Genomic DNA, 26,786 nt, shown 5'->3' on the forward strand with positions numbered 1-26,786 from the left:
GAGAGAATGATAATCTTTATCATTTGATTATACATAGGAAGGATGGAAAATATGTTTAATGTATTTATTATTACCTTACGCGAAGGGGTAGAAATCGCGATTGTTTTGGCAATAATTATATCATACCTTAAACAATTAGGGCAGATGAAGGAAACCGGGAAAATATGGCTAGGAACAGGAGCTGCAGCATTAATTAGCTTACTGATAGCCCTAGGAATCTTTTTCATACTTGGCACTACTGAAATTGAAGGATTTCAAGCAGTGCTTGAAGGAACGCTTAAAATTGTTGCGGTAATTATGCTCACATGGATGACAATATGGATGAAACGACAAGGTGGAAACATTGGTGGAGAATTAAAAAGACAGATACAGGTCGCAATAAGTCGTGGATCTGCTTGGACATTAATTTCTTTAGCCTTTGTTTCAGTACTAAGAGAGGGTATTGAGACTGTGCTTTTTATTGTAGGTTCTGCACAGGAGACATCTGCAGTTGCTACTATAAGTGGTAGCATATTGGGGTTTGGAGTAGCAGCCATCCTGGGCTATATACTTTATAGAGGAACATATCATCTTCCACTTAATTCATTTTTTACGGTTATGAGTATACTTCTTATTGTAATGGCAGCAGGGCTTTTATCCGGAGGAGTGCATGAATTTCAAGAAATTCATATGATCCCAGTAGGGATAGAACAACTTTGGAGTACAAAGGCATTTTTAGATCAAAAATCAATGATTGGAGGTCTGTTAAAAGCCATATTTGGATATGCAGACAGCCCAAATTTAGTTCAAGTTCTTGCATATTGGATGTATCTACTTGGTGCATTATACGCTTACTTTAAACCGAAAAATCTTTAGAACTGTTATATGTAAATACAATTCTATTTGTAAAGACCAATTCGTAATTTATTAATTATGAATTGGTATTTTCTTTTATCAGGTATATTTCGTAGCCCAAATGCGATTGTGACGCATTGAAACATATTATCTTCAAAGGTAAGTCAATGTTTAAAGTTAATATTGTGTTCAATTTATCATATTTAGGAGCAATTGAACACAATATACTTTGCACATCAGTGATAACTTCTTTCATTATAAAAGCCTCCTTACATCAAGGGGAATATTACAAAAATCGTTAGGTCCCAAATAGCATGAGATATAATTACTGGAAGTAAGCTTTTTTCTTTTTTATAAAGCCATCCCCAGAATGTTCCACATACCAAAGCAGCTATTATAAGCATTACATTGCCTGTGATTATGTGAACACCTCCATACAGAAGAACCGATATAATATATCCTTTAGTTTCACCCATTTTTTTTGAGAGAGCATTTTGTATAAAACCTCTCCAGTAAATTTCTTCACCTGGACCAATAATAAATAATAGTAGTAATCCTATCCATATTAAGTTCCCTTTTGATCTATTGCTGTAAACAGATAATACCTGTGAATCTTTAAATGGAAATATTAAACTGGATACGATATTTCCAAAATAGAATACTACATACAGTGCAACAGCAGAGATTATTCCAATTATAATATGTTTTTTAGTCAATTTCCCGATTTTAAAAATATCTCTGTTAAAGATGAATGACATCAAAACTAAAGCTAAAATGGATATACTCATTTCTAACCAAAAATTCATTGGTTTTATAACAAACATTAAAAACCAAAGAATTGTGGCTACTATTAATGTGAAAATAATATGTTTTGTATTAGTTTTGTTCAAGCTCTTTCCTCCTTTAATCACAATAAGAAGCCCAATAATATAGAAAATATTAGTAATATTCCAAACTGAGCTTGAAGTTTACCTGTAGACTTATCAAGTGTTATTAATCCAGAAATTGATAATTTTGAATTATATAATATTTTTGAGTTTTTATAAGCGATAGGCAGTGTAATTAAACAAAGTAAACTTAAATATGGAAGAATTCCACATAGGATCATAACTATGATAGATACGTAAGCTAATATAATCATTCCATAATAAATTTTTTTCGCATTGCTTTTTCCAATATTAATTGATAAAGTTTTAATACCTGCTTTTTTGTCGTGAATGATATCGCGAATGTCATTTGCATGTAAGATGGCAGTGGTTAAAAGTCCTACTGGGATTGAGACAAAAAATGCTTCTACGCTTACGTGCTGCATTTGCACATAATAAGAACCAACTACCATTAAGGGCCCGAATAATAGAAATACTAGTGGGGCCCCAAGCCCCTTATATTTTAACATCAGTGGTTTCGCTGTATAAGAGTACCCACCAAAAGCACCAATTAAACCCAATACTAGAATAAACAAACCTTTTTCATATGACAAAAATAATCCTATGAGACTCCCAAGTATTAAACAAATTATTCCACCTATGTTAACTTGTTTGGAGGTCAGTAAATTTTCTAATATAACACCACTAGAACCATAAGAATTCCTTGTATCTACCTTTTTTTCATAGTCATCGTGATCGCTTATCAAGTTAACAGCGGCATGCAAAAGCACAATAGCAAAAATAGAGAGTATAAAGTATGTAAATTGAAATTTGCTCTGTTTAACTGCTAGAATTGCTCCTAAGGTAACTGGAATTACAGAACCTGTAAAAGAGAAAAACCTTATAGCCCTTAACCATATCTTGATTTTTTCTTTAATCATAATACTCTCCTTTTGCAATTTATTTTGTTACATACGCATTGCCATTGGAATAGAAAATAATACTATGTTTGCTACAGCAAGTAATACCATTAGAATTGTATAAACTATAGATGTTCCTAAAAGTGTTTCTTTAGTTTGACTGCTTCTTGCAAGTCTATAAGCAGTGTATATTGAACCTATAGTACCAATTACAATAATAATATATTGAAGAACTTGAATAGTTGGACTAGAAAGTATTGCAGTTGAAGCACCGTGGGCCGACATTCCGAAAAGCTCCATTGCAGTATAAACTACAGATTTGCCCTCTGCTAATAAGTGAAATAGGTTATGAGCTATATGTCCTGCTAAGTCTAATGGAATAACAGCATATCCAAATCTTGCGAAATTTTCTATAATTGAAGCTTTATTAAATTTTTTAGCAATAAGACCTGTTAAAAGGAGTAACACAACAGGAACTAACATAGCTATAAAAAAAGTTACAGTAAATGTTATATAATAGTTAGTTGTTCCTAGTATATTTTCAAGAGAATGTAATAATTGATTCCATATGTTTAGCATGGTTATATTTTGAACAAACACAATACCCATAATTACGATGGCCAAAAAAGCAACTTCTATTTTAGGCTTTTTAATGTTCCACAATTCTTTAGTAGGTGTGCGAGGACTTATTCTAATAGAATTGTTTGGACAATTTTTAACACAATTACCACATAGATTACATTCTGCACTACTTTCCATAGTCTTAGGAAACTCAAACATAGGACATCCGGGAACTTCAGGTGTCCCCTTATAACAAGAAGCAGTTTTACATTTTTTACACACTTCAGGTGTTCCACGTAGTTCCAACATACCTGCTCTAGAATAGTTGCCAGATAGTCCACCAAGGAAACATAAGTATCTGCACCAAGTCCTTCTCTCAAAGAGTGCACCGGAAAATATTACTGCGGTAGTTATCATTAAAAGCAATATTCCTGAACCACGAGGATTTTCAACTACACCCCAAACATGATCACTCCAGGTAATCATAAGAAAAGTTGCATCAATAATCCAAATTCCATATTTTCGTAAGAATTTTGGTACAGGTTTGTTATTGCCTACAAATTTCTGAACTACATCATTTAGGAGCCCAAAAGGGCATACAATGCACCAAAATCTACCGAAAAGCAGTAGAAGGATTGGGAGTAGAGGCCACCATAGCACCCAAGTTCCTGCAGTACCAAAGTTATCATGAGCATCGGTTGGTCCTGCAATCAATTCATAGACTATAAAAGCAAAAACTAGTGCTACTGGCCATTGAAATATGCCAGGGTACCATTTGCTTTTGATGAATTTTTTGAAAGTTTTATTTTTTAAGAAATCATTTTGTTTTTTTATAGGCAATTTCGGTAAATCCTGTCTTAAGGTTTTTTTTATATCTGACATTAGTAGGAGGCCTCCAATTCTAAGATTTAATAGATTTTTTCTTGCTTATAGCAGCTATTATTAAAATTAGTACAATTACTCCTAAAAATCCGCCAATTATAAGAAAGTTAGGTGATTTCACAAGGATATTGAAATCGATTTTTTGGGGCTGACCTTGTACATCAATAGTAGATTCAACAATCCATTTTCCTGTGCTTTTTAAGTCTACTATGCCAGTATATTCGCCTTTTGTGGAACCTTTTTTTAAAGATATCATCGTCATATCGCTTGCTTTCATACCACTCATGCCAGGCATAGCAGCCATATCATTTGAACCACTGGTATTAGTCATAGTACTTGTGCCATTAGGATCGTCTTTATATGCAGTGACTTTTAAATTAGCATTAGGTAAAGGCTTTCCATTTTTATCAAGAATGGAAATTGTAAAATCATTATTACCTAGTTTCAATTTCTCAGTTGAGAAGGTTAAGGTGGCTTTTACGCCGTCAACTGTTTTATTTATTTGAGTACTAGTTGTAGATGCAAATGCAGATGTTGAAACTGATAAAACTAATACTAAGGTAAATACAAAGTTTTTTAATGACTTTAATTTCATGTTTATTAGTCCCCTTTTAAAAAATATTTATTTTAACAACATTTTGGAAGCTTCAAGTCTGCCATCTTCTATAAGTGGCAGTTGTCTAGCCTAGGAAAATTACTTCGGTGGCAGTCTAAATCTGCTTCCAAAGTTGTTAATATTGCAGCGACCCAGGAGATGATTTAATCTTTTGTTAAATAAAATACGTTGACTTTAGGTGTTAAACTTAAACTTTTTAATAAATTGGATATTAAAAAAACTCATTTTACGAGGAAATTGGATCAGAATCCGATTTTTTGGTAAAGATATTTTTAAGGATAGGTAGTATAAAGTGGTCAAGTCCAATAGCATAGGCATTAGCCCCAACAAATAAGAGTATGAATGCTACTGTATACATATTTGGATTTGTACTAGTAGTTCCAGCTAACATATAATTCAGATTCATAAGTGCACCAGCAATGAGACCGACAACTGTGAGTGCTCCTAGGATTAGGCTAATGCCAGTTAGAATCTCACCAAATGTGATAAGATAACTAAATGCTGTAGCGTTTGGTAAAGCTATGGTTTTAATAAAATCGGCATACCAGGATTGCACTGCTGGGTGAGCACCTGAGGCTTTAGCAAGTGATCCTTTTAAGAACCCTGTTATAGCAGTTCCGGCTGTGCTACCAATCCAACCACCTCCTGTAAATTTCTCAAGGCCGGCTGATATCCATTGATAACCTAGCCATATACGTAGGGATGTCCATAAAAGGTTAAAATATTTATGTTTAAATAATTTCATCTTAAAATCCCCTTTAAATTGTATTTAATGTATTTGTTTAAAAAGTTTAAACCATTTTTATGACATGTTTGCTTATGAATGAGAAGAATTAAGAATAAAATTTACAAGATTTATTAAACTTGTTTTGCAAGGTGAGTCTTTAAATGAATCAAGTGATGTTATAGCTTTATTACCATATAATTTAGCGTCTTTGATTGTTATATTTAGTTCAGTATTAATGTCCTTATCTATACAATCATCCATTATCTGGTAGGCTATTCCTAAATTTAATCCATACTTTTCTATGTTAGTAATTTCTGCTTTTGTCCCACCAACAAGTGCTGCTGCAATTTTGCAACTGGCAGACATAAATAATGCTGTTTTACCTTTAATAATATTCAAATAAATTTCACGAGTTGGTAATTTATTTTCTGCTTGAATCATTTCAGCTGCACACATTGATTCAGTTAACTCAACTATAACTTGTTCAAATTCTTTTGGCAGTGAATGAGAGAGGGTAGAGAAGGCTAAAGAATAAACAACATCACCTGCAAGCACTGCTATTTTCTTTCCATAAACTTTATTAAGAGTTTTTTGACCACGACGAAACAAATCTTCATCAATCACATCATCATGTATTAAACTAGCACTGTGCATGAGCTCAATACCAGTTGCAAAGTGAATTAGCTGATTGTTAGTCTTTTCTGATAGCTTATTATTTATAATACCAGCCGATAGAAACGCTAAGGTAGGACGAAGTCGTTTTCCAGGAATTTTAAAAAAATAATCTATAATTTCTTGCAAATAACTTGTACTTAATTTCTTACATATATTTTTTTGATCTTTTTCCATAGAATTTAAGTTGTTAATTATAGGATAATAAATATCTTTAAACTGCAAACTTTTTCACCACCCTTCTATATTTTAATTTTAATAATATATTTTTGGGAATACAATAGTTGAAAATGTTTATCAACTATAATACTGATGATATCAGAATGTTATGAAGATATTATGTAGAGGATACATTGTAAAAAAATTATATATACGTATGAATGACAACATATACATACATATGTATAATAAAATATATATACATATGTATGTTATTATATATATAACGGAATAATTGAATTACATACTTTAAAAACTAAAAGACATAAAATGGTTATTTATGTAATAATGGAGGCAGAAAAATGGAAGCAAAGAACAAACAAAATACTTATAATACCTTATTCCACTTTAATGGATTTAGATTAAAACTCGTGTTTGAAGGGATTGCGATAGGTATTTTAACAGGTTTATTAGTTGTATTGTATCGCTATACACTTGAAAAAGCAGGAATTTTTGTAAACCATGTTTACAAGATTCTATCTATAAATCCAATATTGATTTTACCTTGGATTGGTATTTTAATATTAATAGGATATATTGTAGGTTTAATGGTTAAACATCAACCGATGATTAGCGGAAGTGGAATACCTCAAGTGGAAGGCGTTTTGCTTAGAAAACTAAATATGAGCTGGTGGAGAGTTATAATTGGCAAATTCTTTGGAGGGGTTCTTACAATAGGATCAGGTCTTTCCTTAGGAAGAGAAGGACCTTCGGTTCAATTAGGTGCGGCAGTTGGTCAAGGGTTTAGTAAGGTATTTAAAAGGATAAAAATCGAAGAAAAATATCTTATGACAAGCGGAGCTAGTGCAGGCCTAGCAGCTGCCTTTAATGCCCCACTTGCTGGAGCATTATTTGCTTTAGAGGAGGTTCACAAAAATTTTTCGCCATTGATATTTCTTTCAGCATTATCTGCGGCATTATCTGCTGATTTTGTAACTAGTGCTTTTTTGGGCCTAAAACCAATTTTCATTGTTAAAAATTTGGATATATTACCACTTAAATATTATTTTTATATAATTGTATTAGGGGTTATTATTGGAGTTTTAGGTGTTTTATTTAATAATATTCTTTTGAAAACACAGGATTTATATGCAGCTCAAGCATGGATTCCAAAAGAAATGACAATTGTAGTACCATTGTTAATTTCAGTTATTCTTGGACTTTTGTTGCCACAAGTGTTAGGTGGAGGCAATGAACTTATAAACTCACTTTTTATAGGAAATCCTTCTTTAACAATTTTATTGATTATAGTTGTTGTAAAATTTTTATTCACTATGTTAAGTTATGGATCAGGTGCACCAGGAGGAATATTTCTCCCACTACTTGCAATTGGAGCCTTAATAGGGAATATTTATGGAATAACGCTTGTACATTTTCTAAATTTTAATAGTATTTATATTAATAATTTTATAATACTTGCAATGGCAGGATATTTTACAGCTGTAGTAAGAGCACCTATAACTGGAATCATTCTACTTACTGAAATGACAGGATCTTTTAGTCAGTTACTTTCTTTGTCTGTAGTATCTATTGTTGCCTATATTGTGGCTGATATTTTAGCATCAAAACCTATTTATGAATCATTACTTGAGAAATTTTTACATAATCAAGGAGAAAAATTATCCCTTGGTAATAAGAAAGATAAGGCTATACTGGAGTTTGCAGTTTGTATGGGATCAAATTTGGACGGAAAACAAATTAGAGAAATCAAATGGCCATCCCATTGTTTATTAGTAGCAGTTAAACGAGGAGAACATGAAATAATTCCAAAAGGCGACACCGTTATTTTCGCCGGCGATTATTTGATTGTACTCACCAATGAGGATAGGGTATCTAAAATTAATGATGTTTTAAATGTAATGACGGCAAGTTGTGAAATATCAAAATAAATAGTTTAAGGAGAATTTATGATGGATAAAACACTAATTTCTATGACTGAAATAACATCAAGGATTAAAGAGTTAATAAGAAAAAATGAAGGACCTTTTAGTGTAGTTACATGTGATATTGATAATCTAAATAATATCAATACAATTCATGGAAATGCTATAGGTGATGAAGTAATTTCTAAAGTTATATCTATATTTAACAATAATTTATCTAAGACAGATTTAATAAGTAGAAGTGGTGATGAATTTACTTTATTACTTGTTAAAAAAGGTGCTGAAAGAAGTTTTATGGACTTAGAAGAAATAAGAAGATATTTATCAGATAATACCTTTGATTTAAAAAACTTAACTACAACAGAAAATATTAATATTACTATAAGTTTTGGAGTTGCTAGTTATCCTCGAGATTCTAAAAATGTTATAGATCTTCTTAGAGTTGCTGATAGTGGTCTATTTAGAGCTAAAAAAGAGGGTAAGAATAGAATTTGTCTTTCAGAAGCAGAGAGTATGGTACTAAAATCAAGTTATTTTACAAAAACTCAACTTGATAGGTTATCAGAACTTTCTAAGTCAAATGACAAAACCGAAGCATTTCTTCTAAGAGAAGCATTGGATGGATTGTTTAAAAAATATAATAAATAAAAGATTCTTAATTATATAACTAAAGTATTTTTACATTTTATTTAATTACTATATAATTACTTGCATAATTGTGTAAACTATATATAATTTACTTAGAAAACAATATTAGGAGTGATGGTATGAACCCAGTAGCGTTTTATGTGTTTGGATTTAGTATAAGATGGTATGGAATATTAATAGCAAGTGGAATGGCACTAGCTATATCATTATTACAATATACCTGTAAATATAGAAATGTGAATTATGATTTTTTGCTTGATGTAGTACTTATTTCTCTACCAGTTGGTATTATAGGTGCAAGGTTGTATTATGTAGCTTTTGAATTTAATAATTATAGAAATAATTTAATAGATATATTTGATATTAGAGGCGGTGGACTTGCAATTCATGGCGGTATTTTATTTGCGTTAATCTGTGCATATTTAATTGCAAAACGTAAGAAGATGAGTTTCTTTAAAATGGCAGATGTTACGGCACCCACAATTATAATTGCTCAAGCTATTGGCAGATGGGGAAATTTTTTTAATTCAGAGGCTCATGGTGGTCCTGTATCTTATAATTTTATTAAAAAATTTCCATACTTCATCCAGCAAGGTATGCATATAGATGGAATTTATTATCATCCTACTTTTTTATATGAATCCCTATGGGATTTAATTGTTTTCGTAATTTTAATGATTATTTTAAAAAACACTAAAAAAGTTGGCATTGTGTTTTTCTCCTATATTGGGCTGTACTCAATTGGTAGGTTTTTTATAGAGGGTCTGAGAACAGATAGTTTAATGTTTGGTTCTTTTAGAATTGCTCAGATGGTAAGCTTAGCTGGAATTTTAATTTGGATAGCATATTTAATTTTATGTAAATATAAAAAAATAAGATATAAATACAAAATGTATCCATAAATAATGCGAATAAAATAAATAAAATTGGAAGAGTGATAATTTTATTTATCACTCTTTATTAATAAAAACTTTATTTTAGAAAAGAGTTTCTTCATAAAGTCTACATAATGAAGTGTTAATATATAGATTGAGAAGAAATAAAAAATCTATAGATGAAGTTCTATATTATATAGATTCAAATAAGATAAGGAGGAAAGTAGTATGGTAAATAAAACACTTAACATTGAAGGTATGAGTTGCGCATCATGTGCAAAAGCAATCGAAAGAGTTTCAAAAAAATTACCTGGTGTTGAAGTCGCAAGTGTAAATCTTGCTACAGAAAAATTAAAGATAGTTTATGACGATTCATTAATAAAATTACCTGATATACAAAATGCAGTAGAGAAGGCTGGGTATAAAATATTAGTTCAAACAACTAATAAAACTTTAAAATTAGAGGGAATGAGCTGTGCGTCTTGTGCAAAAAATATAGAAAGAATAACAAGAAAACTTAATGGAGTAATAGAGTCAAATGTTAACTTTGCCACAGAAAAATTAACAATTTCTTTTGATCCATCATTAGTTAAAACGAATGATATAAAGAAGGTTATAGCAAAAGGGGGGTATAAGGCTCTCGAGGAAGAAAGTAATATAGATATTGACAAAGAGAAAAAGGAAAAAGAGATAAAGAGTTTATGGAATAGATTTTTAATATCTGCAATATTTGGTGTGCCATTGCTCCTTGTTGCAATGGTACCAATGTTTATTATGTTGCCTGAAAGTAGCAATCCTATGATGCATGAAAAATTATATGCTATTTTGCAATTAATACTTGTTCTTCCAATAATGATTACAGGTAGAAGATATTTCATAGTGGGTTTTAGGTCTTTAGCACGGTTAAGTCCTAATATGGATTCATTAATATCAATGGGAGCATCAGCTGCATTTTTATATAGTATCTTTGCAGTATATGAAATATTAATTGGTAATACTGGTTATGAGATGTATTTTGAATCAGCAGGTATAATTTTAACACTTATAACTCTTGGAAAGTATTTAGAATCAGTAACTAAAGGAAAAACTTCCGAGGCGATTAAAAAGCTTATGGGACTCCAGCCAAAAACTGCAATTATACTTAGTGGAGATAAAGAAGTTGAGATTTCAATTGATGAAGTTGAAGTTGGAGATATAGTTGTTGTGAGGCCAGGAGAAAAAATGCCAGTGGATGGTGAAGTTGTTCTCGGAACTACATCTGTAGATGAGTCAATGCTTACTGGTGAGAGTATGCCAGTTGAAAAAAGTATTGGCAATAAAATAATTGGAGCGAGTATAAATAAAAATGGTTCTATTAAGTTTAAAGCAACTAAAGTTGGTAAAGATACTGCTTTATCACAAATTATTAAATTAGTTGAAAATGCTCAAGGATCAAAAGCGCCAATAGCTAAAATGGCAGATATTATATCTGGTTATTTTGTGCCTGTAGTTATAGGACTTGCGTTAGTATCGTCATTATCTTGGCTTTTAGCTGGGCAAAGTGGAGTTTTTTCTTTAACAATATTTATATCAGTACTGGTAATTGCTTGTCCATGTGCGCTAGGTCTTGCAACTCCAACAGCTATAATGGTTGGAACAGGAAAGGGTGCAGAGTATGGGGTACTTATAAAAAGCGGTTCTGCCCTTGAAACTGCACATAAAATTCAAACAATTGTATTTGATAAAACAGGAACTCTTACTGAGGGAAAACCAAAGGTAACAGATATAGTTACGGCGAAAGGTATAGATGAGGATTATTTACTCATAATAGGAGCTACAGCAGAAAAAGGATCTGAGCATCCACTTGGCGAATCTATTGTTAATGAGGCAGAGAAAAGAAAATTAGAATTAAAAAAATCAGCAGGGTTTAAGGCTATTCCTGGGCTAGGAATTGAAGTAGTTATTAATGATAACATAACATTATTGGGTAATAAAAAACTTATGGAGGAAAGCCATGTTTCAGTGCAAAATTTTGAGAAAGCAGCAGATGATTTTGCAAAGGAAGGCAAGACACCTATGTATATTGCTATTAATGGTAGTCTAAGTGGAATAATCGCTGTAGCGGACACTGTAAAGAAAAATAGTAAAAAGGCTATAGAAAGACTTCATAGCATGGGAATAGAGGTTGCTATGATAACTGGAGATAACAAAAGGACTGCAGGAGCTATTGCATCTCAAGTTGGTATTGATACAATACTTGCAGAAGTATTGCCGGAAGATAAAGCAAATGAGGTTAAAAAACTTCAAGCAGAAGGCAAAAAGGTTGCTATGGTTGGAGATGGAATTAATGATGCCCCTGCACTTGCTCAAGCGGATATTGGTATTGCCATAGGATCAGGCACAGATGTTGCAATGGAATCAGCAGATATTGTACTTATGAGAAGTGATTTAATGGATGTAGCTACAGCGCTTCAGCTAAGTAAGAAAACCATAACAAATATTAAGCAAAATCTATTTTGGGCGTTTGGGTATAATATCCTAGGGATACCAATTGCTATGGGAGTTTTACATTTATTTGGTGGTCCACTTTTAAACCCTATTATTGCAGCACTTGCAATGAGTTTTAGTTCAGTTTCAGTATTAACAAATGCATTACGTTTAAAGGGCTTTAAGCCATTAACATAAAGGTTCACATTATAAGAGAAAATAAATATAATAAGAAATAAAAATTGAAGGGAGAAATAAAAATGAAAAAGAAGATATTTGTAGAAGGTATGAGTTGTATGCATTGTGTAAACCATGTTAGCGAGGCATTAAAAGAAATTGGTGCAAAAGATGTTGAAGTAAATCTTGAAGGAAAACTTGCACTTGCAGAAATTAGTGATAATATTACGGATAACGCTATAAAGTTAGCTATTGAGGATGCTGGTTATGACGTTGTAAAAATAGAAAAAGCATAGTCTAAATAATAAGTGATGATTTAATTATTGTCACAAAAAAACAAAGATTAAACAGGGTGTCTTTAAATGTGGGGGGATAAATAATGAATGAAAAAATGCCAGTATTGTTTATTGGTCATGGAAGTCCTATGAATGCAGTGTTAGATAATTCATTTACACAGACTCTTAGTAAATCAACTGAAACAATACCAAGACCAGTAGCAATTTTAGTAATATCTGCACATTGGGAAACTGATGGAACTTTTATCACATCTTGTGACATGCCTGAGCAGATATATGATTTTTATGGGTTTCCTGAAGAACTATATAATCTTAAATATAATCCAACGGGATCAAAAAAATATGCTGAAATGGTTGCAGCATAACTAAAGGATTCTAAGGTTACACTCACTGAAAAGTGGGGACTGAATCATGGTGCTTGGGCTATTTTAACACATATGTATCCGAAAGCTGATATACCTGTATTTCAGATGAGTTTAAACAGATTGGGTGATGAAAAATATCATTATAACCTTGGTAAAAAGCTATCTAAACTCAGGGAACGAGGAATTTTAATAATAGGTAGTGGAAATATAGTTCATAACTTAGGGATAATGGATTATGATATGTTTGCAACTCCATTTGAGTGGGCAACTGAATTTGATAAATATATTTGTGATGCTGTAGTAAATAGGGAACATAAGAAAATTATATCTTATCAAAGCATAGGTAAAAGTTCTAAACTATCAGTACCTACGAAAGAACATTATTTACCATTACTTTATATAGCGGGGCTTCAGGAAGCCTCTGATGAAGTTAATTTCATATATAGGGGCATACAGCATGGGTCTATGTCTATGACTTGTATAAAAATAGGATAAAACAAAAATATGGCGTATAATAAAATAAATGTAAAAGCTGTGAAGTATTACTTCACAGCTTTTTTTTTTTAGTGAAGTAAGGGGACTTTGCTTTAATTTATAAGAAAAAAAACATCAAAAATAGTCAGCAGACTAATTGGCCTTAAATATTAGGTGACATTATTGGAAAAACGAGTATACTTAATTAAACACTAATTTATGATAGTGGTAAAGTGATATCAAATTATTTTTTACAATAAAGTGTCTAATAAAAATAAAATGTAATAAAAATTAAAAAATAATGTGCATTATTTTTTTTTATCATTAATTATCACGCAATAAAATATCACTATAAATATCTTATACATAGAAAAAATAAAAAGAGAGGATATAAGTTAATAGACTTTTTCATAAAAGTTATTATACAGGAGGAAAACTTATGGAAGTTATAGTTACAAAGTTTGGTGGCAGTTCATTATGTGATAGTAATCAATTTAAGAAGGTAAAAGATATAGTATTGTCTGACGATAGGCGATGTTATGTCATACCATCAGCTCCAGGAAAGAGAAGTAAGGGTGATTATAAAATTACAGATCTCTTATATTTATGCCATCAACATGCGAAAAAATCATTACCATTTGATGAATTATTAAAACTAATTGATGATAGATATACTACTTTGTGTAAAGAATTAAAACTTTCTATTAATATGTCAAAATATCTAAATGATCTTAAAAAAGAAATAATTGATGGGGCATCGGAAGACTTTGTAGCAAGTAGGGGAGAATATTTAAATGGGTTAATGCTTGCTGAATATTTGGGATATAAATTTATTGATGCTGCTGATATTATTATTTTCAAGAAAAGTGGACGTTTAGATGAGGCCTCAACATATGATGCTGTAAAAAGTGTATTATCAAAGGTTAAAAAAGCAGTAATACCTGGATTTTATGGTTCAATTCCAGGAGGAAAAATAAAAACATTTTCAAGAGGTGGTTCAGATATTACCGGGGCAATAATTGCTAGAGGAGTAGGTGCAACAATTTATGAAAACTGGACAGATGTGTCAGGATTTTTAATGGCAGATCCTCGTATTGTAGATAATCCTAAACCGATTAAAGAGGTAACCTACAAAGAATTAAGGGAACTTTCATATATGGGTGCAAATGTTTTTCATGAGGAAGCAATTTTCCCAGTTAAAAATGATGGCATTCCAATTAACATAAAAAACACGAATGACCCTTTAGGAAAAGGAACTTTTATTTTAAATGATAAATTAGAAGATAAACCTGGGAAAATTACAGGCATAGCAGGGAAAAAAGATTTTACTGTTATAGCAATTGAAAAAACACTTATGAATAGGGATATTGGATATTGTCGCCGAATTTTATCAGTTCTCGAAAGCAATAATGTAGCATTTGAACATATACCATCAGGAATAGATTCAGTATCGCTCGTAATAGATGATTCAGAACTTGACAATAAGATTGATAAAATAATCGAGGAAATACAATATCAATGTAGTCCAGACTCAATAATAGTTCACCCTAATATGGCACTAATAGCAGTTGTTGGAGAAGGAATGATAAAAACTAAAGGGATATCTGCTAAGGTATTTGATGCTTTATCAAAATGTAATATAAACATTAGAATGATTAATCAAGGGTCAAGTGAGCTAAGCATTATTGTTGGCGTAGAAAATGATGATTTCGAAAATTCTATTAGGGCAGTATATAAAGTATTTGATAATTAGGCATAATCGTCTGACTTGATTAATATCTGTGAGACTACAATAATATTTATAGTTTAAAGGGAGGAAAATAGTATGGAAAAAGTGAAAATAGCAATTTTGGGGTTCGGAAATGTGGGTACAGGTGTATGGAAAATATTACAGGAAAATAAAAAAGAGATAATGAAACGTTCAAATTGCAACATAGAGGTAGCTAAAATATTAGTGAAAAATATAAATAAAAAAAGAGATATTGATATACCTAAGGAAATATTAACAGATAATATTGAAGATATTATAAATGACGAGAGTATAAAAATTGTAGTTGAACTTGTTGGTGGACGAGATGAGGCTAAAGATTATATGATACGTGCAATGAAAGCTAAAAAACATATTGTAACTGCTAATAAATTAGTTATTGCAAATTGGGGTGAAGAACTATTTAAGATAGCCGATGAGGAGAATGTTTTATTTTATTATGAGGCTAGTGTTGCTGGTGGTATTCCTATAATACGTGAAATTAATGAGAGTCTTACTGCAAATAGAATAGAGCAGATAATCGGAATTATTAATGGAACAACTAATTATATATTAAGTAAAATGACATTAGAAGGACTTAGTTTTGAGAAAGCTTTAAAACAGGCACAAGAAAAGGGATTTGCAGAGGCAGACCCAACATCTGATGTGGATGGTTATGATGCTGTTTATAAGCTTGCAATAATGGCTTCATTATCGTTTGGAACTAAGGTAAATCACGATTGTATATATAGAGAAGGAATAAGAAAAATAAGTTCTGTGGACATAGAATATGCTAAGAAATTTGGTTATACGATAAAATTATTAGCAATAGCAAAAGAAGAAAACAATAAATTAGAACTTAGAGTACATCCAACTTTAATACCATCAAGTCATCCAATGGCAAATGTAAATGATGCATATAATGCAATTCTTATAAAAGGGAATGCAGTTGGGGAACTTATGCTTTATGGACAAGGTGCAGGGGATATGCCAACTGGAAGTGCAGTTGTAGGAGATATAATATCTATATTAAGAAACAATGTAAAGCCTTCAGAATTAAAAGCCTTAAATGATGATGCTGATTTTAAAGAAGTAAAAGAATCAGGCGAAAATGAGTCGGAATTTTATATCAGACTTAATGTGAAAGATAAAGCAGGTGTTTTAGGAGATACAGCTGCTATATTTGGAGGTAATAATGTTAGTATTACATCAATTACTCAAGATGTGGTCCATAAAGATCATGTATTATTAGCATTTATTACGCATAAAAGTGCAGAAAAGAATATTAGAAATTCGCTTAAAAAAATTAAAGAACTTGAAAATGTAAATGAAATAGAAAGTATTATAAGAATAGAATCATTTAATTAATAATATCAATATAATAAATATTTGTATGAATAAGAAAAAGTATATATTACGCGTATTACAATACGCGTAATATATACTTTTTCTTTATTTACTTATTTATTCACATTTAAATAATTTTCTCGCAAATTTCACGGTTTGAGTTGCATCTTTAGCATAATAGTCTGCTCCTATCATTTTTGCATACTCCTCATTTAGAACTGCGCCTCCAACAAGAACAGTGCAATCCAAATTATTGTCACGAAGAGCCTTTATAGTTTCACCCATGCTTCTAACAGTTGTAGTCATAAGTGCACTTAAACCAACTAATTTGATATTACTACTACGAACTGCTTCAACTACAACATCTTCGTGCACATCTTTGCCCAAATCTATTACGTCAAAGCCATAATTTTCGAGTAGAATTTTGACTATGTTTTTTCCTATATCATGAATATCGCCTCGAACAGTTGCAAGAACAATTGTGCCTTTACTGATTTTTTTGTCAGTGCTTTCTATCATCTTTTCTTTGATGATCTCAAATGATTTTTTTACTGTCTCTGCAGACTGTAATAATTGAGGAAGAAATATTTCACCAGTTTCATATTTTTTTCCTACAATATCAAGAGAAGGTATTAAATAAGTATTTACAACTTCCATCGCTGGTGTTGTTTTTAAAAGTTCTTTAGTTATTTTTGAGGCTTCTTCTTTTATACCATCAATTATAATGCTCTTTAAATCTTTAGTTGTGCTAATTTCTTTAGAGGCTGGTTTTCCTTCAAATGATGAATAAATATCTATATATTTTTTTGATGCAATATCATTATTCCATAGAACATTAAATGCATTAATTGTGGACATCATATCCTCGGATAGAGGGTTTAATATAGGAACATCAAGGCCAACTGTTAATGCTGAAGCAAGAAATGTTCTATTTAATATTCCTCTTTGGGGTAAACCAAAGGATATATTACTTATTCCAAGAGTAGTTTTGACGCCTAGTGTTCTTTTAACAAGTTCAACTGCACGAATAGTTTCTTTAACTTCACTTTGCTGAGCTGATGCAGTTAAAACAAGGCAATCTATTATAATATCTGATTTATCTATTCCATAATCCATAGCTCGTTTCACAATCTTAGTAGCTACTTTAAGTCTACCTTCAGCTGTTGATGGAATACCATCTTCATTTATGGTTAGCCCTATTACACAAGCACCATATTTTTTAACTATTGGAAATATTGAATCCATTATTTCGTCTTTGCCATTTACAGAATTTATTAGTGGTTTTCCATTATAGATTCTAACTGCAGATTCAATTACATCACGTCGTACGCTATCAATTTGAAGAGGAAGATTTACCACACTTTGTAGTTCTTTTATAGTATGCACCATAACTTCAAGTTCATCAATTTCAGGAAGTCCTACGTTAACATCTAGTATATCTGCACCGTGATCTCTTTGATTAATAGCTTCTTTAAGTATATAGTCAAGATTATTACTTTTTAAAGCTTCCTTAAGCTTTTTTTTGCCTGTAGGATTTATTCGTTCACCAATAACTTTTACTTCTTCTCCGAGTATTACTGTTAAGGAGGGCGAACTAACTGCTGTAAATTTTTTAACATCACGTTTTATGGGCTTCAATTTTTTTAACACATCATTGATATCTTTTATGTGTTGACTCGTTGTTCCACAGCAACCTCCGAATAGTGTAACACCCATTTCTGCCATAATTTTCGCGTACTGTGCAAATTCATGTGCATTAACATCATAAAATGCTTCTCCATTTTTAAGTTTAGGAAGACCTGCATTAGGTTGAACTATAACAGGCACACTAGAGTACTTAAGAATTTCTGTAATTAGTGGAAGCATTTCATTTGGACCTAATGAACAATTTACGCCAAGTGCATCAACGCCAAGGCCTTGAATTACATTAACCATAGTTAGTGGGTCTGTGCCTGTTAAGGTTCTTCCATTATCTTGATAAGACATTGTACATATAACAGGCAGATTGCTATTTTCCTTCGCAGCAAGAATTGCGGCTTTCGCCTCGTAAATATCAGACATTGTCTCGATGAGTATTATATCTGCGCCTTCTTTTGCACCAATCTTAATTTGCTCGGCGAAAGTGTCATATGCATCATTAAATGATAATGTTCCAAGAGGTTGCATTAACTGACCTATGGGTCCAATATCAAGTGCAACATATTTGTCACCAGCAACATTTTTTGCGATCTTAACTGCACTTCCAACAATTTGTTCAACGCTGTATATAGTATTTTTAAGTTTATATCTATTTGAACCAAATGTATTAGTGGTTATGACATCACTACCTGCACTAAGATATTCTAAATGAATTTTTTCAATTATTTCTGGGTGCAATATATTATAACTCTCAGGTAATTCACCACGCTTAATTCCATATTTTTGGAGCATTGTTCCCATAGCACCATCAAACAATAAAAAATTATTAAAATCTATTTTTTTATTCACAACACCCGCCATCCTTTCTAAATTCACAACCTATATTTTTACAAAATGCACATCCAGTGTGTTTATTTAAACTTGCAACTTTACTAAGACCTATAATTGCGGTTACCGATTTTCTAGGAAGCATTATACTATTTTCAGTAATAGATAACCCTATTTTTTTATAAGCATCTAATACATTTAATATTTTTGCACCATTTTGAATAGCAAAGTCTCCATAACCTGGGCTATACCTAGTTGTAATATGTAAATCATCTTTTAATGCATTTTTCATAATTTCATCTTGAAGTTGATCACATACATATTCTATCGCTGTGCTTGCACAGGCATCCATAATTACACCTTTTGTTATATCAAATCTAGAGTAGTAAGCAAGGGTGCTATCGACTTTGGTTCCAAGTGTTGCAGCCATTACTACACATTTTTCTGAGTTTATTAGAAGACTTTTTATGTCTTTATCTTTTAAAACTAAGGTACTACCAACAAGAAAGAGTTGATCATCTTTTCTTTCAATATCAAAAATTTCATATGTAGAACTAGATTTGCTTATATCAATTATCTCTCGTGCGCAATCATTAATTAAAAGGGTCATATTTTTATTTATTTTTTGATGTTTATAACCTAAATATCTTAATACTTCTTTTTTATCAATTTCCATAGCGCACTCCAATCAGTTTTATTCTAGAATAAAGTATAAATACAATAATTGCAAATACAATATTTATTAATTACATTTAATAGATGTTTGTTTGCATGTAAGTTGAATTTGAAAATGTACCTAAAAGTTTTAATTATTAGCAATAGTTTAACAACATTTTGGAAGCTTCAAGTCTGACATATTCTATGAGTGGCAGTTGTCTAGCCTAGGAAAATTACTTTGGCGGCAGTCTAAATCTGCTTCCAAAGTTGTTAATATTGCAGCGACCCAGGAGATGATTTAACACTTAATAATTTAAATTGATACTTTTTAGCAGTGAAATATAAAATATTGATGATAAAGAGCTTTTTTTGCACTTAAAACTTGAATATTTATTTCAATACAGTTTATAATAAAGGAAGTGTATTAAGTGTATTAAGTGTATAAATCTTTGGGGGTGATAAGTTGAAAAGAAGTGAAAAAATCTATGAGTATATTGTTGAAAAAACAGGAAAATTTAATCGTGAAAACTTAGAGGAAAAAATCGGTTTTAGCGCAAATGAAATATCTCAGAGTTTAAATATTTTAAGAAATAACGTAAGCATGGAATTAAATGAATTGCTTAGGCAAGATAGGATAATAAAAATAAAATCTAGACCAGTGTTATACGTTGATAATTCTTGCTTAGAAAGAATTTTGAATAAAAAGTTGCCAGTTGGGCCAATAGAAATAAAAAATTTAAATGAGTTATTCCTTGAAAAAAATAAAACTAGTAAGGAGGAATGTCCTTTTGATAAACTTATTGGAGCACAAACTAGTCTTAAAAATCAAATTGAACAGGCAAAAGCTGCAATACTTTATCCTCCAAATGGTTTGCACACATTAATTGTTGGTCAAACAGGAGTTGGTAAAACCTTGTTTGCAAATATGATGTACAAACAAGCAAAGTATTCTAAAAAATTGAATGAAAAATCACCCTTTATAGTATTTAATTGTGCTGATTATTATAACAATCCTCAACTTTTAATCTCACATTTGTTTGGACATATTAAAGGAGCTTACACTGGTGCTGATAGCGAAAAGGCTGGAATTGTTGAAAAAGCAGATAACGGCATATTATTTCTAGATGAAATACACAGATTACCACCAGAAGGACAGGAAATGTTGTTTTATTTTATGGATACAGGTATGTTTAATAGATTAGGTGAGACAGAGAGAAACAGAAAATCCTGTGTTTTAATAATTGGAGCCACTACGGAGGATCCCAATTCATCACTACTAAAGACATTTGTAAGAAGAATACCAATAATTATAACTATTCCTAACTTTGATAAAAGGACAGCCAGCGATAAAGTTGATTTCATCAAATTCTTATTCGCAAATGAGGCACATAGAGTAAACAAAGTAATAAAAATTGAAGATGAAGCAGTAAAGGCAATTATTGGAAGTACATCTTATGGGAATATTGGTCAGATGAAATCAAATATTCAACTTATTTGCGCTAAGGGTTTTTTAAATAGTATAAATAATAAGGACTTTATAGAAATAGATTTTAATTCGTTGCCTTTAGATATTAAAAGTGGATTATTTTATCTAAGTGGCAAACGTAAAGAAATGGAAGAAATATCTGGTTATTTAGATTCACAGTTAATAGTTACTCCAGAAGGTCATAGTGTATTAATTGAAAAAGATCCTTATGAGCCACCGTTTAATTTATATAAGATAATAGAGGATAAGGCAGCCTTTTTGAAAAAAGGGGGTGCAGATGAGGAGTATATAAACAATTTTATTACAACTGACATTAATGTGCATATTAAATCCTTTTATAACAAAGTTAAAAATGATGAGGATGGTAGAAGTAAAATATTAAAAATAGTAGATGAAGATATTCTTGAATTTTCAGAAGAAATAATGGACATGATTGAAAAAAAGCTTGATAAAACATTAACTGATAGATTTTTATATGCATTAAGTCTACATTTAAGTTCATTTTTAAATAGATTAAGTAATCATCAAAATCTTAAGTATAAAAATATAGAAGGTATAATAGATGATAAACGTGAAGAATTCAATATTGCAGTAGACATAAAGGGAATGGTTGAAAAAAAATATAATGTGGTTGTTCCAAAGATTGAAGTTATATATCTTACATTGTTAATCAGTTCTATTACGGAGGAACAAACAAATCAGCATGTGGCAGTAATTGTAGCAGCACATGGAAGCAGCACAGCAAGTAGTATGGTTAATGTGGCAAGGCAACTTCTAGGGGAGGGTGTAATCGAAGCAATAGATATGCCACTCGAAGTTAGTCCTACTCAAACTTTAGATGAAATTATTGAAAAGGTTAGGGAAATAGATATGGGTAAGGGGGTTCTATTACTTGTGGATATGGGCTCACTTGTTAACTTTGAGTCTATAATAATGGAAAAAACGGATATAAAGGTTAGGACACTAGATATGGTTACCACCTCATTAGTATTAGAAGCCATAAGGAAAGCAACTATTTTAGATATGAATTTGGATGCCTTATATAATTCTCTAAGACAATTTAGAGGGTATTCAAAGATTGATGAAGAAGAGAAAGTTATTACTGAAGACGATACAAATAAGAAAAGGGCAATAATAACAATATGCGCAACGGGTGAGGGTACTGCAGTAAAGCTAAAAGAGCTTGTGGAGAATATTGTTAGAAGTACAGATGAAAAAGAAATTGAAATTTTACCAATAAGCGTAAAAGGCATAAAAAGCGAAATAATAAAAATAAAAAACAACTATAGTATTATAGCATCCGTTGGTATTTTAAACCCTAAAATTGAAGCACCGTTTATCTCCCTTGAAGAGTTAATTAGTGGTTATGGCGAAAGTATTTTAATGAGTATAATACAGAAAAAGAACTTTAAAATTGAAAAAGGCCATGAAAATACAGTAGTTAAGGATCTATGCGAAGACAGTCTAAATCAATTTTTAACTTATTTAAATCCTTCTAAAATAATAAGTGTATTGTATCAATTTGTGAATGTTTTAGAGGAAAACACGAAAATAAGTTTTAATAATGCAACCAAAATAAGAATAATGGTGCATGTAGGTTGTGCACTAGAGAGAATGATAATAAAGGACGGTTTAAAGTACAAGAGGGAAAAAGCTAATCTAAATTCACACTTGATAGAGATTATTACGGAGGCAAATAAAGTATTTAAAGATGCAATAAATATAAGTTTAACTGAAGATGAAATATTATTTTTAGCAGAAATGATAGAATAGAAGATAATATACTGATACACTTCTCTTTTGATACACTTTTTATCAGCTAAAAATTAAAGTTAGTATTGAAACCATAGAAGAAGTGTATTAAAATAAAAAAGTAAAAAAGAATTTTAAATAAAAAATGGCTATTTTAAATAATTTAACACTAACATAAAAAATAATACACTATTTTGGCATGACAGTTGCTATATATAATAGTAAGACAACATAGGTGAAAGTGCTTATGAGGAGGATGATTTACTATGAACATAGTGCTTGCAAGAATTGATGACAGATTAATACATGGTCAAGTAGCAACAATTTGGTCAAAAGACACAAAATGTCAAAGAATAATTGTATGCAATGATGATGTAACAAAGGATTTAATTAGAAAGACACTTTTAGAGCAAGCTACACCTCCAGGAATTAAATCAAATGTTTTAGGAATTGATGACGCAATAAAAGTTTATAGTAATCCAAGATACCAAAATGATAGAGTACTATTTCTATTTACTAATCCGACGGATGTTGTAAGAATGGTTAAAGGTGGAGTAGTCATAAAGAGTGTAAATATTGGTGGTATGTCATTTAAACAAGGAAAGAAACAAATAACTAGAGTAGTATCAGTAGATGATACAGACGTTGAAGCTTTCAAAACATTAAATGAAAAAGGTATTGAACTAGAAATAAGAAAAATTTCTTCAGATTCAAAAGTAGATTTAATGTCAAAATTATAAGATTTAATTGGTTTTAATTGTAATCGTTATAATCGTTTGTGATGAGCTCCAAAAATTTTTATTAAAACAAACATTGCTACATGGAGTGAAATCAAATGTCATTACAATTGGTAAAATAAATTAAATATGTAATAATTATTAATTTTGGTTACAGGTTTTTCGAAACTTTTATATAAATTTTACTGTAACAAATAAAACATAGGAGGTATAAAAAATGGTAGGAATTATTCTTGCTAGTCATGGAGAATTTGCTAAAGGCATCTTGCAATCCGGTGCAATGATTTTTGGAGAACAAGAAAACGTACAAGCTGTTACGTTGATGCCTAGTGAAGGCCCCGATGATGTTAAAGCAAAAATGAAAGACGCAATTGCATCCTTTGACAACCAAGATGAGGTTTTAATCTTAGTCGATCTTTGGGGCGGTACACCATTCAACCAAGCGAATAGTCTATTTGAAGAACACAAAGATAAATGGGCAATCGTAGCTGGTATGAATCTGCCAATGGTGATTGAAGCTTATGCTTCACGTTCTTCAATGGAATCCGCACAGGAAATTGCAGCTTATATTTTAAAACCAGCTAAAGAAGGAGTTAAAGTTAAGCCTGAAGAATTAGAACCAGAAGACGTTGGTAAATCTTCAGAGGCTTCAGCTGGGCGAATTAATACAGGTAAACCTGGATCATTCGAATATGTTTTAGCTCGTATTGATTCTCGTTTACTTCATGGACAAGTAGCAACTGCTTGGTCAAAAAGTGTGTTACCTACACGAATAATTGTCGTGTCAGATGCAGTAGCTAAAGATGAACTTCGTAGCAAATTGATAACGCAAGCTGCTCCTCCGGGAGTTAAGGCTCATGTTATTCCAGTTAAACAAATGATTAAACTTGCAAAAAATGATAAACAGTTTGGTGGAGAACGTGCATTGCTTCTTTTTGAAAATCCACAAGATGTACTTCGCGCAGTAGAAGGTGGAGTACCACTTAAGACAATCAATATTGGTTCTATGGCTCACGCTGTAGGTAAAGTTCAACCAAATAAAGTACTTGCTTTTAATCAAAACGATATTGATACCTTCAATAAGCTTAAACAGGCAGGACTCACTTTTGATGTTCGTAAAGTTCCAAATGATTCAAAAGGAAATATGGCTGAAATTCTTAAAAAAGCACAAGAAGAATTAAAGAAACTGAAATAATTAAATTATTTAAATGAAAAGGGGGATTAATAATCATGGATATAAATATAATCCAAATGATATTAGTCGTTATCGTGGCATTTTTTGCTGGTATGGAAGGCGTCTTGGATGCATTTGATTTCCATCAACCAGTAATTGCTTGTACGTTAATCGGCTTAGTTACAGGTAACTTATTACCATGCCTAATTTTAGGTGGTACTCTTCAAATGATTGCTTTAGGTTGGGCAAACATAGGTGCTGCCGTAGCACCCGATGCAGCGCTTGCATCTGTTGCATCTGCAATTATTCTAGTTCTTGGTGGCCAAGGAACAGCAGGAGTTCCTGCAGCTATTGCTATTGCTGTACCACTAGCAGTTGCAGGTCTATTATTAGCAATTATTTCTCGTACAATTGCTACAGTATTTGTACATTTCATGGATGCTGCTGCTGAAGACGGAAACATTGGAAAAGTTGAAATGTGGCATGTTATTTGTATTTGTATGCAAGGTGTACGTATTGCAATTCCAGCAGCCTTGATTTTAGCAGTTGGTGCTGGTCCTATTCGTGCAGTACTTGAAGCTATGCCTGTTTGGCTAACAGCCGGACTCGCAATCGGTGGTGGAATGGTCGTAGCTGTTGGTTATGCAATGGTAATCAACATGATGGCTACAAAAGAAGTATGGCCATTCTTTGCAATTGGTTTTGTATTAGCAACTATTTCACAAATTACACTTATCGGACTAGGGGCAATCGGTGTATGTGTAGCTCTTATTTACTTAAAGCTTACTAAACAAGGTGGCTCAGGTAAAGGTGGAAGCTCAAATACTGGTGATCCATTAGGCGATATTATTGACACTTACTAAGAAAGGGGGGAATACTAAAATGAATAAGGAATTAAAATTAACTAAAAAAGATCGTCTTGTAATTTGGTGGCGTTCAACTTTTATTCAAGGTTCATGGAATTATGAAAGAATGCAAAACGGTGGCTGGGCATATACATTAATACCCGCAATCAAAAAATTATATAAGACTAAAGAAGAGCGTGCAGCTGCACTAAAACGTCACTTGGAGTTCTTTAACACTCATCCATATGTAGCTTCACCAATCATTGGTGTAACATTAGCATTAGAAGAAGATCGTGCAAATGGTCTACCAATTGATGATGCAACTATTCAAGGTGTTAAGGTTGGTATGATGGGACCTTTAGCAGGCGTAGGTGATCCAGTTTTCTGGTTTACTGTTAGGCCGATTTTAGGGGCACTCGCTGGTTCTCTTGCTATGGCGGGTAATATACTTGGACCAATTATATTTTTCTTAGCTTGGAATGCTATTCGTATGTCATTTACATGGTATACACAAGAGTTTGGTTACAAAGCAGGTTCTAAAATTACTGATGATGTATCAGGTAATTTATTACAAGATGTTACAAAAGGAGCATCCATCCTTGGTATGTTTATTTTGGGATCATTAGTTAACAGATGGGTAACCGTTGTATTTACACCGGTAGTATCAACCGTTAAGTTAGCTAAAGGTGCTTTCATTGATTGGACTCAAATACCTGCTGGAGCAGCAGGTATTAAAGAAGCTCTATTGCAACAGGGAAGTGGTATGTCATTAACTCCTGATAAGGTTACAACATTACAAAACAACTTGGATTCTTTGATTCCTGGAATTGCAGGATTAGGATTGACATTACTTTGTATGTGGTTGCTTAAGAAGAGAGTTAATCCAATTACAATTATTTTTGGATTGTTCGCAGTCGGGATTATTTTCCACTTAATCGGTTTAATGTAATATTTTTACACAACCTGGGCTTTTGGCCTGGGTTTTTTTAGTGTGCCTGGCATGGGCGTTTACTCGTCGGTGAAAGTCCGATACGGGGGCTGATAGTGCCATCCGTTAGCTTAAGACAAGGGTGTCCACCGTGAGGCGGAATCTG

The 26,786-nt window shown here is 31.8% G+C and carries 23 protein-coding genes and 1 pseudogene; 15 read left to right on the top strand and 9 right to left on the bottom strand.

The window, feature by feature from the left end; all coding sequences use genetic code 11:
* Positions 1-51: 51 nt before the first annotated feature.
* Positions 52-855, top strand: coding sequence for an FTR1 family iron permease (locus tag KPL38_RS08550; protein WP_216288728.1), 804 nt, complete (start codon positions 52-54; stop codon positions 853-855).
* 23 nt (positions 856-878) lie between these two features.
* On the opposite strand, the gene KPL38_RS20320 is transcribed toward KPL38_RS08550, so the two are convergent.
* The 7 genes from KPL38_RS20320 to KPL38_RS08585 form a co-directional block, all read right to left on the bottom strand.
* Positions 879-980: a hypothetical protein gene (locus tag KPL38_RS20320; RefSeq protein WP_216288729.1), complete on the bottom strand. Its 102-nt coding sequence runs from the start codon at positions 978-980 to the stop codon at positions 879-881.
* Between the two features lie 123 nt (positions 981-1,103).
* Complete coding sequence (locus tag KPL38_RS08560) at positions 1,104-1,724, bottom strand: CPBP family intramembrane glutamic endopeptidase (protein WP_246577883.1); 621 nt, start codon at positions 1,722-1,724, stop codon at positions 1,104-1,106.
* A 17-nt stretch (positions 1,725-1,741) separates the two neighbouring features.
* Positions 1,742-2,641, bottom strand: a complete 900-nt coding sequence (gene menA / locus KPL38_RS08565) for a 1,4-dihydroxy-2-naphthoate octaprenyltransferase (protein ID WP_216288730.1) — start codon at positions 2,639-2,641, stop codon at positions 1,742-1,744.
* A 27-nt stretch (positions 2,642-2,668) separates the two neighbouring features.
* Positions 2,669-4,063, bottom strand: coding sequence for a 4Fe-4S binding protein (locus KPL38_RS08570; RefSeq protein ID WP_216288731.1), 1,395 nt, complete (start codon positions 4,061-4,063; stop codon positions 2,669-2,671).
* A 19-nt stretch (positions 4,064-4,082) separates the two neighbouring features.
* Positions 4,083-4,658 carry a FixH family protein gene (locus tag KPL38_RS08575; RefSeq protein ID WP_216288732.1) on the bottom strand — a complete coding sequence of 192 codons (576 nt, stop codon included), beginning with the start codon at positions 4,656-4,658 and terminating at the stop codon, positions 4,083-4,085.
* Between the two features lie 247 nt (positions 4,659-4,905).
* Positions 4,906-5,424 carry a DoxX family membrane protein gene (locus KPL38_RS08580; RefSeq protein WP_216288733.1) on the bottom strand — a complete coding sequence of 173 codons (519 nt, stop codon included), beginning with the start codon at positions 5,422-5,424 and terminating at the stop codon, positions 4,906-4,908.
* Positions 5,425-5,496: 72 nt separating this feature from the next.
* Positions 5,497-6,303 (bottom strand): polyprenyl synthetase family protein, encoded by an 807-nt coding sequence (locus KPL38_RS08585; protein WP_216288734.1) that lies wholly within the window; start codon positions 6,301-6,303, stop codon positions 5,497-5,499.
* A 296-nt stretch (positions 6,304-6,599) separates the two neighbouring features.
* Here KPL38_RS08585 and clcA point away from each other — a divergent pair, with 296 nt between their 5' ends.
* The 9 genes and pseudogenes from clcA (at position 6,600) to KPL38_RS08625 (ending at position 16,596) form a co-directional block, all read left to right on the top strand.
* The gene (gene clcA, locus KPL38_RS08590) at positions 6,600-8,186 is read left to right on the top strand and encodes a H(+)/Cl(-) exchange transporter ClcA (protein WP_216288735.1); all 1,587 of its coding nucleotides are present in this window, start codon (positions 6,600-6,602) and stop codon (positions 8,184-8,186) included.
* A 21-nt stretch (positions 8,187-8,207) separates the two neighbouring features.
* Positions 8,208-8,828: a GGDEF domain-containing protein gene (locus tag KPL38_RS08595; protein WP_216288736.1), complete on the top strand. Its 621-nt coding sequence runs from the start codon at positions 8,208-8,210 to the stop codon at positions 8,826-8,828.
* A 68-nt stretch (positions 8,829-8,896) separates the two neighbouring features.
* On the top strand, positions 8,897-9,730 hold the full coding sequence (gene lgt, locus KPL38_RS08600; protein ID WP_281419339.1) for a prolipoprotein diacylglyceryl transferase: 834 nt from the start codon (positions 8,897-8,899) through the stop codon (positions 9,728-9,730).
* Between the two features lie 201 nt (positions 9,731-9,931).
* Positions 9,932-12,367, top strand: coding sequence for a heavy metal translocating P-type ATPase (locus tag KPL38_RS08605; RefSeq protein WP_216288738.1), 2,436 nt, complete (start codon positions 9,932-9,934; stop codon positions 12,365-12,367).
* A gap of 62 nt (positions 12,368-12,429) precedes the next feature.
* Positions 12,430-12,642: a heavy-metal-associated domain-containing protein gene (locus KPL38_RS08610; protein WP_216288739.1), complete on the top strand. Its 213-nt coding sequence runs from the start codon at positions 12,430-12,432 to the stop codon at positions 12,640-12,642.
* A gap of 83 nt (positions 12,643-12,725) precedes the next feature.
* On the top strand, positions 12,726-13,007 hold the full coding sequence (locus KPL38_RS20325; RefSeq protein ID WP_376769029.1) for a dioxygenase family protein: 282 nt from the start codon (positions 12,726-12,728) through the stop codon (positions 13,005-13,007).
* A gap of 36 nt (positions 13,008-13,043) precedes the next feature.
* Positions 13,044-13,502: pseudogene (locus tag KPL38_RS20330) on the top strand (dioxygenase family protein); the annotation flags it as partial.
* Between the two features lie 418 nt (positions 13,503-13,920).
* Positions 13,921-15,234: an aspartate kinase gene (locus tag KPL38_RS08620; RefSeq protein ID WP_216288740.1), complete on the top strand. Its 1,314-nt coding sequence runs from the start codon at positions 13,921-13,923 to the stop codon at positions 15,232-15,234.
* Positions 15,235-15,306: 72 nt separating this feature from the next.
* Entirely contained in the window at positions 15,307-16,596 is a 1,290-nt protein-coding gene (locus KPL38_RS08625; RefSeq protein WP_216288741.1) for a homoserine dehydrogenase, read from the top strand.
* A 96-nt stretch (positions 16,597-16,692) separates the two neighbouring features.
* Here the strand turns inward: KPL38_RS08625 and KPL38_RS08630 are convergent, their stop codons facing one another.
* Positions 16,693-19,062 (bottom strand): homocysteine S-methyltransferase family protein, encoded by a 2,370-nt coding sequence (locus KPL38_RS08630; protein ID WP_216288742.1) that lies wholly within the window; start codon positions 19,060-19,062, stop codon positions 16,693-16,695.
* Complete coding sequence (locus KPL38_RS08635; RefSeq protein WP_216288743.1) at positions 19,055-19,717, bottom strand: vitamin B12 dependent-methionine synthase activation domain-containing protein; 663 nt, start codon at positions 19,715-19,717, stop codon at positions 19,055-19,057. The genes KPL38_RS08630 and KPL38_RS08635 overlap by 8 nt, the downstream gene beginning before the upstream one ends.
* 444 nt (positions 19,718-20,161) lie before the next feature.
* On the opposite strand from KPL38_RS08635, the gene KPL38_RS08640 reads away from it, so the two are divergent.
* The 5 genes from KPL38_RS08640 to KPL38_RS08660 all read left to right on the top strand — a co-directional run bounded on the left by KPL38_RS08640 (position 20,162) and on the right by KPL38_RS08660 (position 26,641).
* Entirely contained in the window at positions 20,162-22,957 is a 2,796-nt protein-coding gene (locus KPL38_RS08640) for a sigma-54-dependent transcriptional regulator (RefSeq protein WP_216288744.1), read from the top strand.
* 245 nt (positions 22,958-23,202) lie between these two features.
* On the top strand, positions 23,203-23,676 hold the full coding sequence (locus tag KPL38_RS08645; RefSeq protein WP_216288745.1) for a mannose/fructose/sorbose PTS transporter subunit IIB: 474 nt from the start codon (positions 23,203-23,205) through the stop codon (positions 23,674-23,676).
* A 214-nt stretch (positions 23,677-23,890) separates the two neighbouring features.
* Positions 23,891-24,868 (top strand): mannose/fructose/sorbose PTS transporter subunit IIA, encoded by a 978-nt coding sequence (locus KPL38_RS08650; RefSeq protein ID WP_216288746.1) that lies wholly within the window; start codon positions 23,891-23,893, stop codon positions 24,866-24,868.
* Positions 24,869-24,903: 35 nt separating this feature from the next.
* Positions 24,904-25,710: a PTS mannose/fructose/sorbose transporter subunit IIC gene (locus KPL38_RS08655; RefSeq protein ID WP_216288747.1), complete on the top strand. Its 807-nt coding sequence runs from the start codon at positions 24,904-24,906 to the stop codon at positions 25,708-25,710.
* 19 nt (positions 25,711-25,729) lie between these two features.
* Complete coding sequence (locus tag KPL38_RS08660; protein WP_216288748.1) at positions 25,730-26,641, top strand: PTS system mannose/fructose/sorbose family transporter subunit IID; 912 nt, start codon at positions 25,730-25,732, stop codon at positions 26,639-26,641.
* Positions 26,642-26,786 lie beyond the last annotated feature (145 nt).

The sequence above is a fragment of the Clostridium psychrophilum genome (assembly GCF_018861705.1).
GTDB classification, from domain to species: domain Bacteria; phylum Bacillota; class Clostridia; order Clostridiales; family Clostridiaceae; genus Clostridium_AD; species Clostridium_AD psychrophilum.

Bases quoted from the DNA above. Each gene is read 5' to 3' on its own strand.
- KPL38_RS08550 (WP_216288728.1), top strand. From the start codon at position 52: ATGTTTAATGTATTTATTATTACCTTACGCGAAGGGGTAGAAATCGCG.
- KPL38_RS20320 (WP_216288729.1), bottom strand. From the start codon at position 980: ATGTTTCAATGCGTCACAATCGCATTTGGGCTACGAAATATACCTGAT.
- menA (WP_216288730.1), bottom strand. From the start codon at position 2,641: ATGATTAAAGAAAAAATCAAGATATGGTTAAGGGCTATAAGGTTTTTC.
- KPL38_RS08570 (WP_216288731.1), bottom strand. From the start codon at position 4,063: ATGTCAGATATAAAAAAAACCTTAAGACAGGATTTACCGAAATTGCCT.
- KPL38_RS08575 (WP_216288732.1), bottom strand. From the start codon at position 4,658: ATGAAATTAAAGTCATTAAAAAACTTTGTATTTACCTTAGTATTAGTT.
- KPL38_RS08580 (WP_216288733.1), bottom strand. From the start codon at position 5,424: ATGAAATTATTTAAACATAAATATTTTAACCTTTTATGGACATCCCTA.
- clcA (WP_216288735.1), top strand. From the start codon at position 6,600: ATGGAAGCAAAGAACAAACAAAATACTTATAATACCTTATTCCACTTT.
- KPL38_RS08595 (WP_216288736.1), top strand. From the start codon at position 8,208: ATGGATAAAACACTAATTTCTATGACTGAAATAACATCAAGGATTAAA.
- KPL38_RS08605 (WP_216288738.1), top strand. From the start codon at position 9,932: ATGGTAAATAAAACACTTAACATTGAAGGTATGAGTTGCGCATCATGT.
- KPL38_RS08610 (WP_216288739.1), top strand. From the start codon at position 12,430: ATGAAAAAGAAGATATTTGTAGAAGGTATGAGTTGTATGCATTGTGTA.
- KPL38_RS20325 (WP_376769029.1), top strand. From the start codon at position 12,726: ATGAATGAAAAAATGCCAGTATTGTTTATTGGTCATGGAAGTCCTATG.
- KPL38_RS08620 (WP_216288740.1), top strand. From the start codon at position 13,921: ATGGAAGTTATAGTTACAAAGTTTGGTGGCAGTTCATTATGTGATAGT.
- KPL38_RS08625 (WP_216288741.1), top strand. From the start codon at position 15,307: ATGGAAAAAGTGAAAATAGCAATTTTGGGGTTCGGAAATGTGGGTACA.
- KPL38_RS08635 (WP_216288743.1), bottom strand. From the start codon at position 19,717: ATGGAAATTGATAAAAAAGAAGTATTAAGATATTTAGGTTATAAACAT.
- KPL38_RS08645 (WP_216288745.1), top strand. From the start codon at position 23,203: ATGAACATAGTGCTTGCAAGAATTGATGACAGATTAATACATGGTCAA.
- KPL38_RS08650 (WP_216288746.1), top strand. From the start codon at position 23,891: ATGGTAGGAATTATTCTTGCTAGTCATGGAGAATTTGCTAAAGGCATC.
- KPL38_RS08655 (WP_216288747.1), top strand. From the start codon at position 24,904: ATGGATATAAATATAATCCAAATGATATTAGTCGTTATCGTGGCATTT.
- KPL38_RS08660 (WP_216288748.1), top strand. From the start codon at position 25,730: ATGAATAAGGAATTAAAATTAACTAAAAAAGATCGTCTTGTAATTTGG.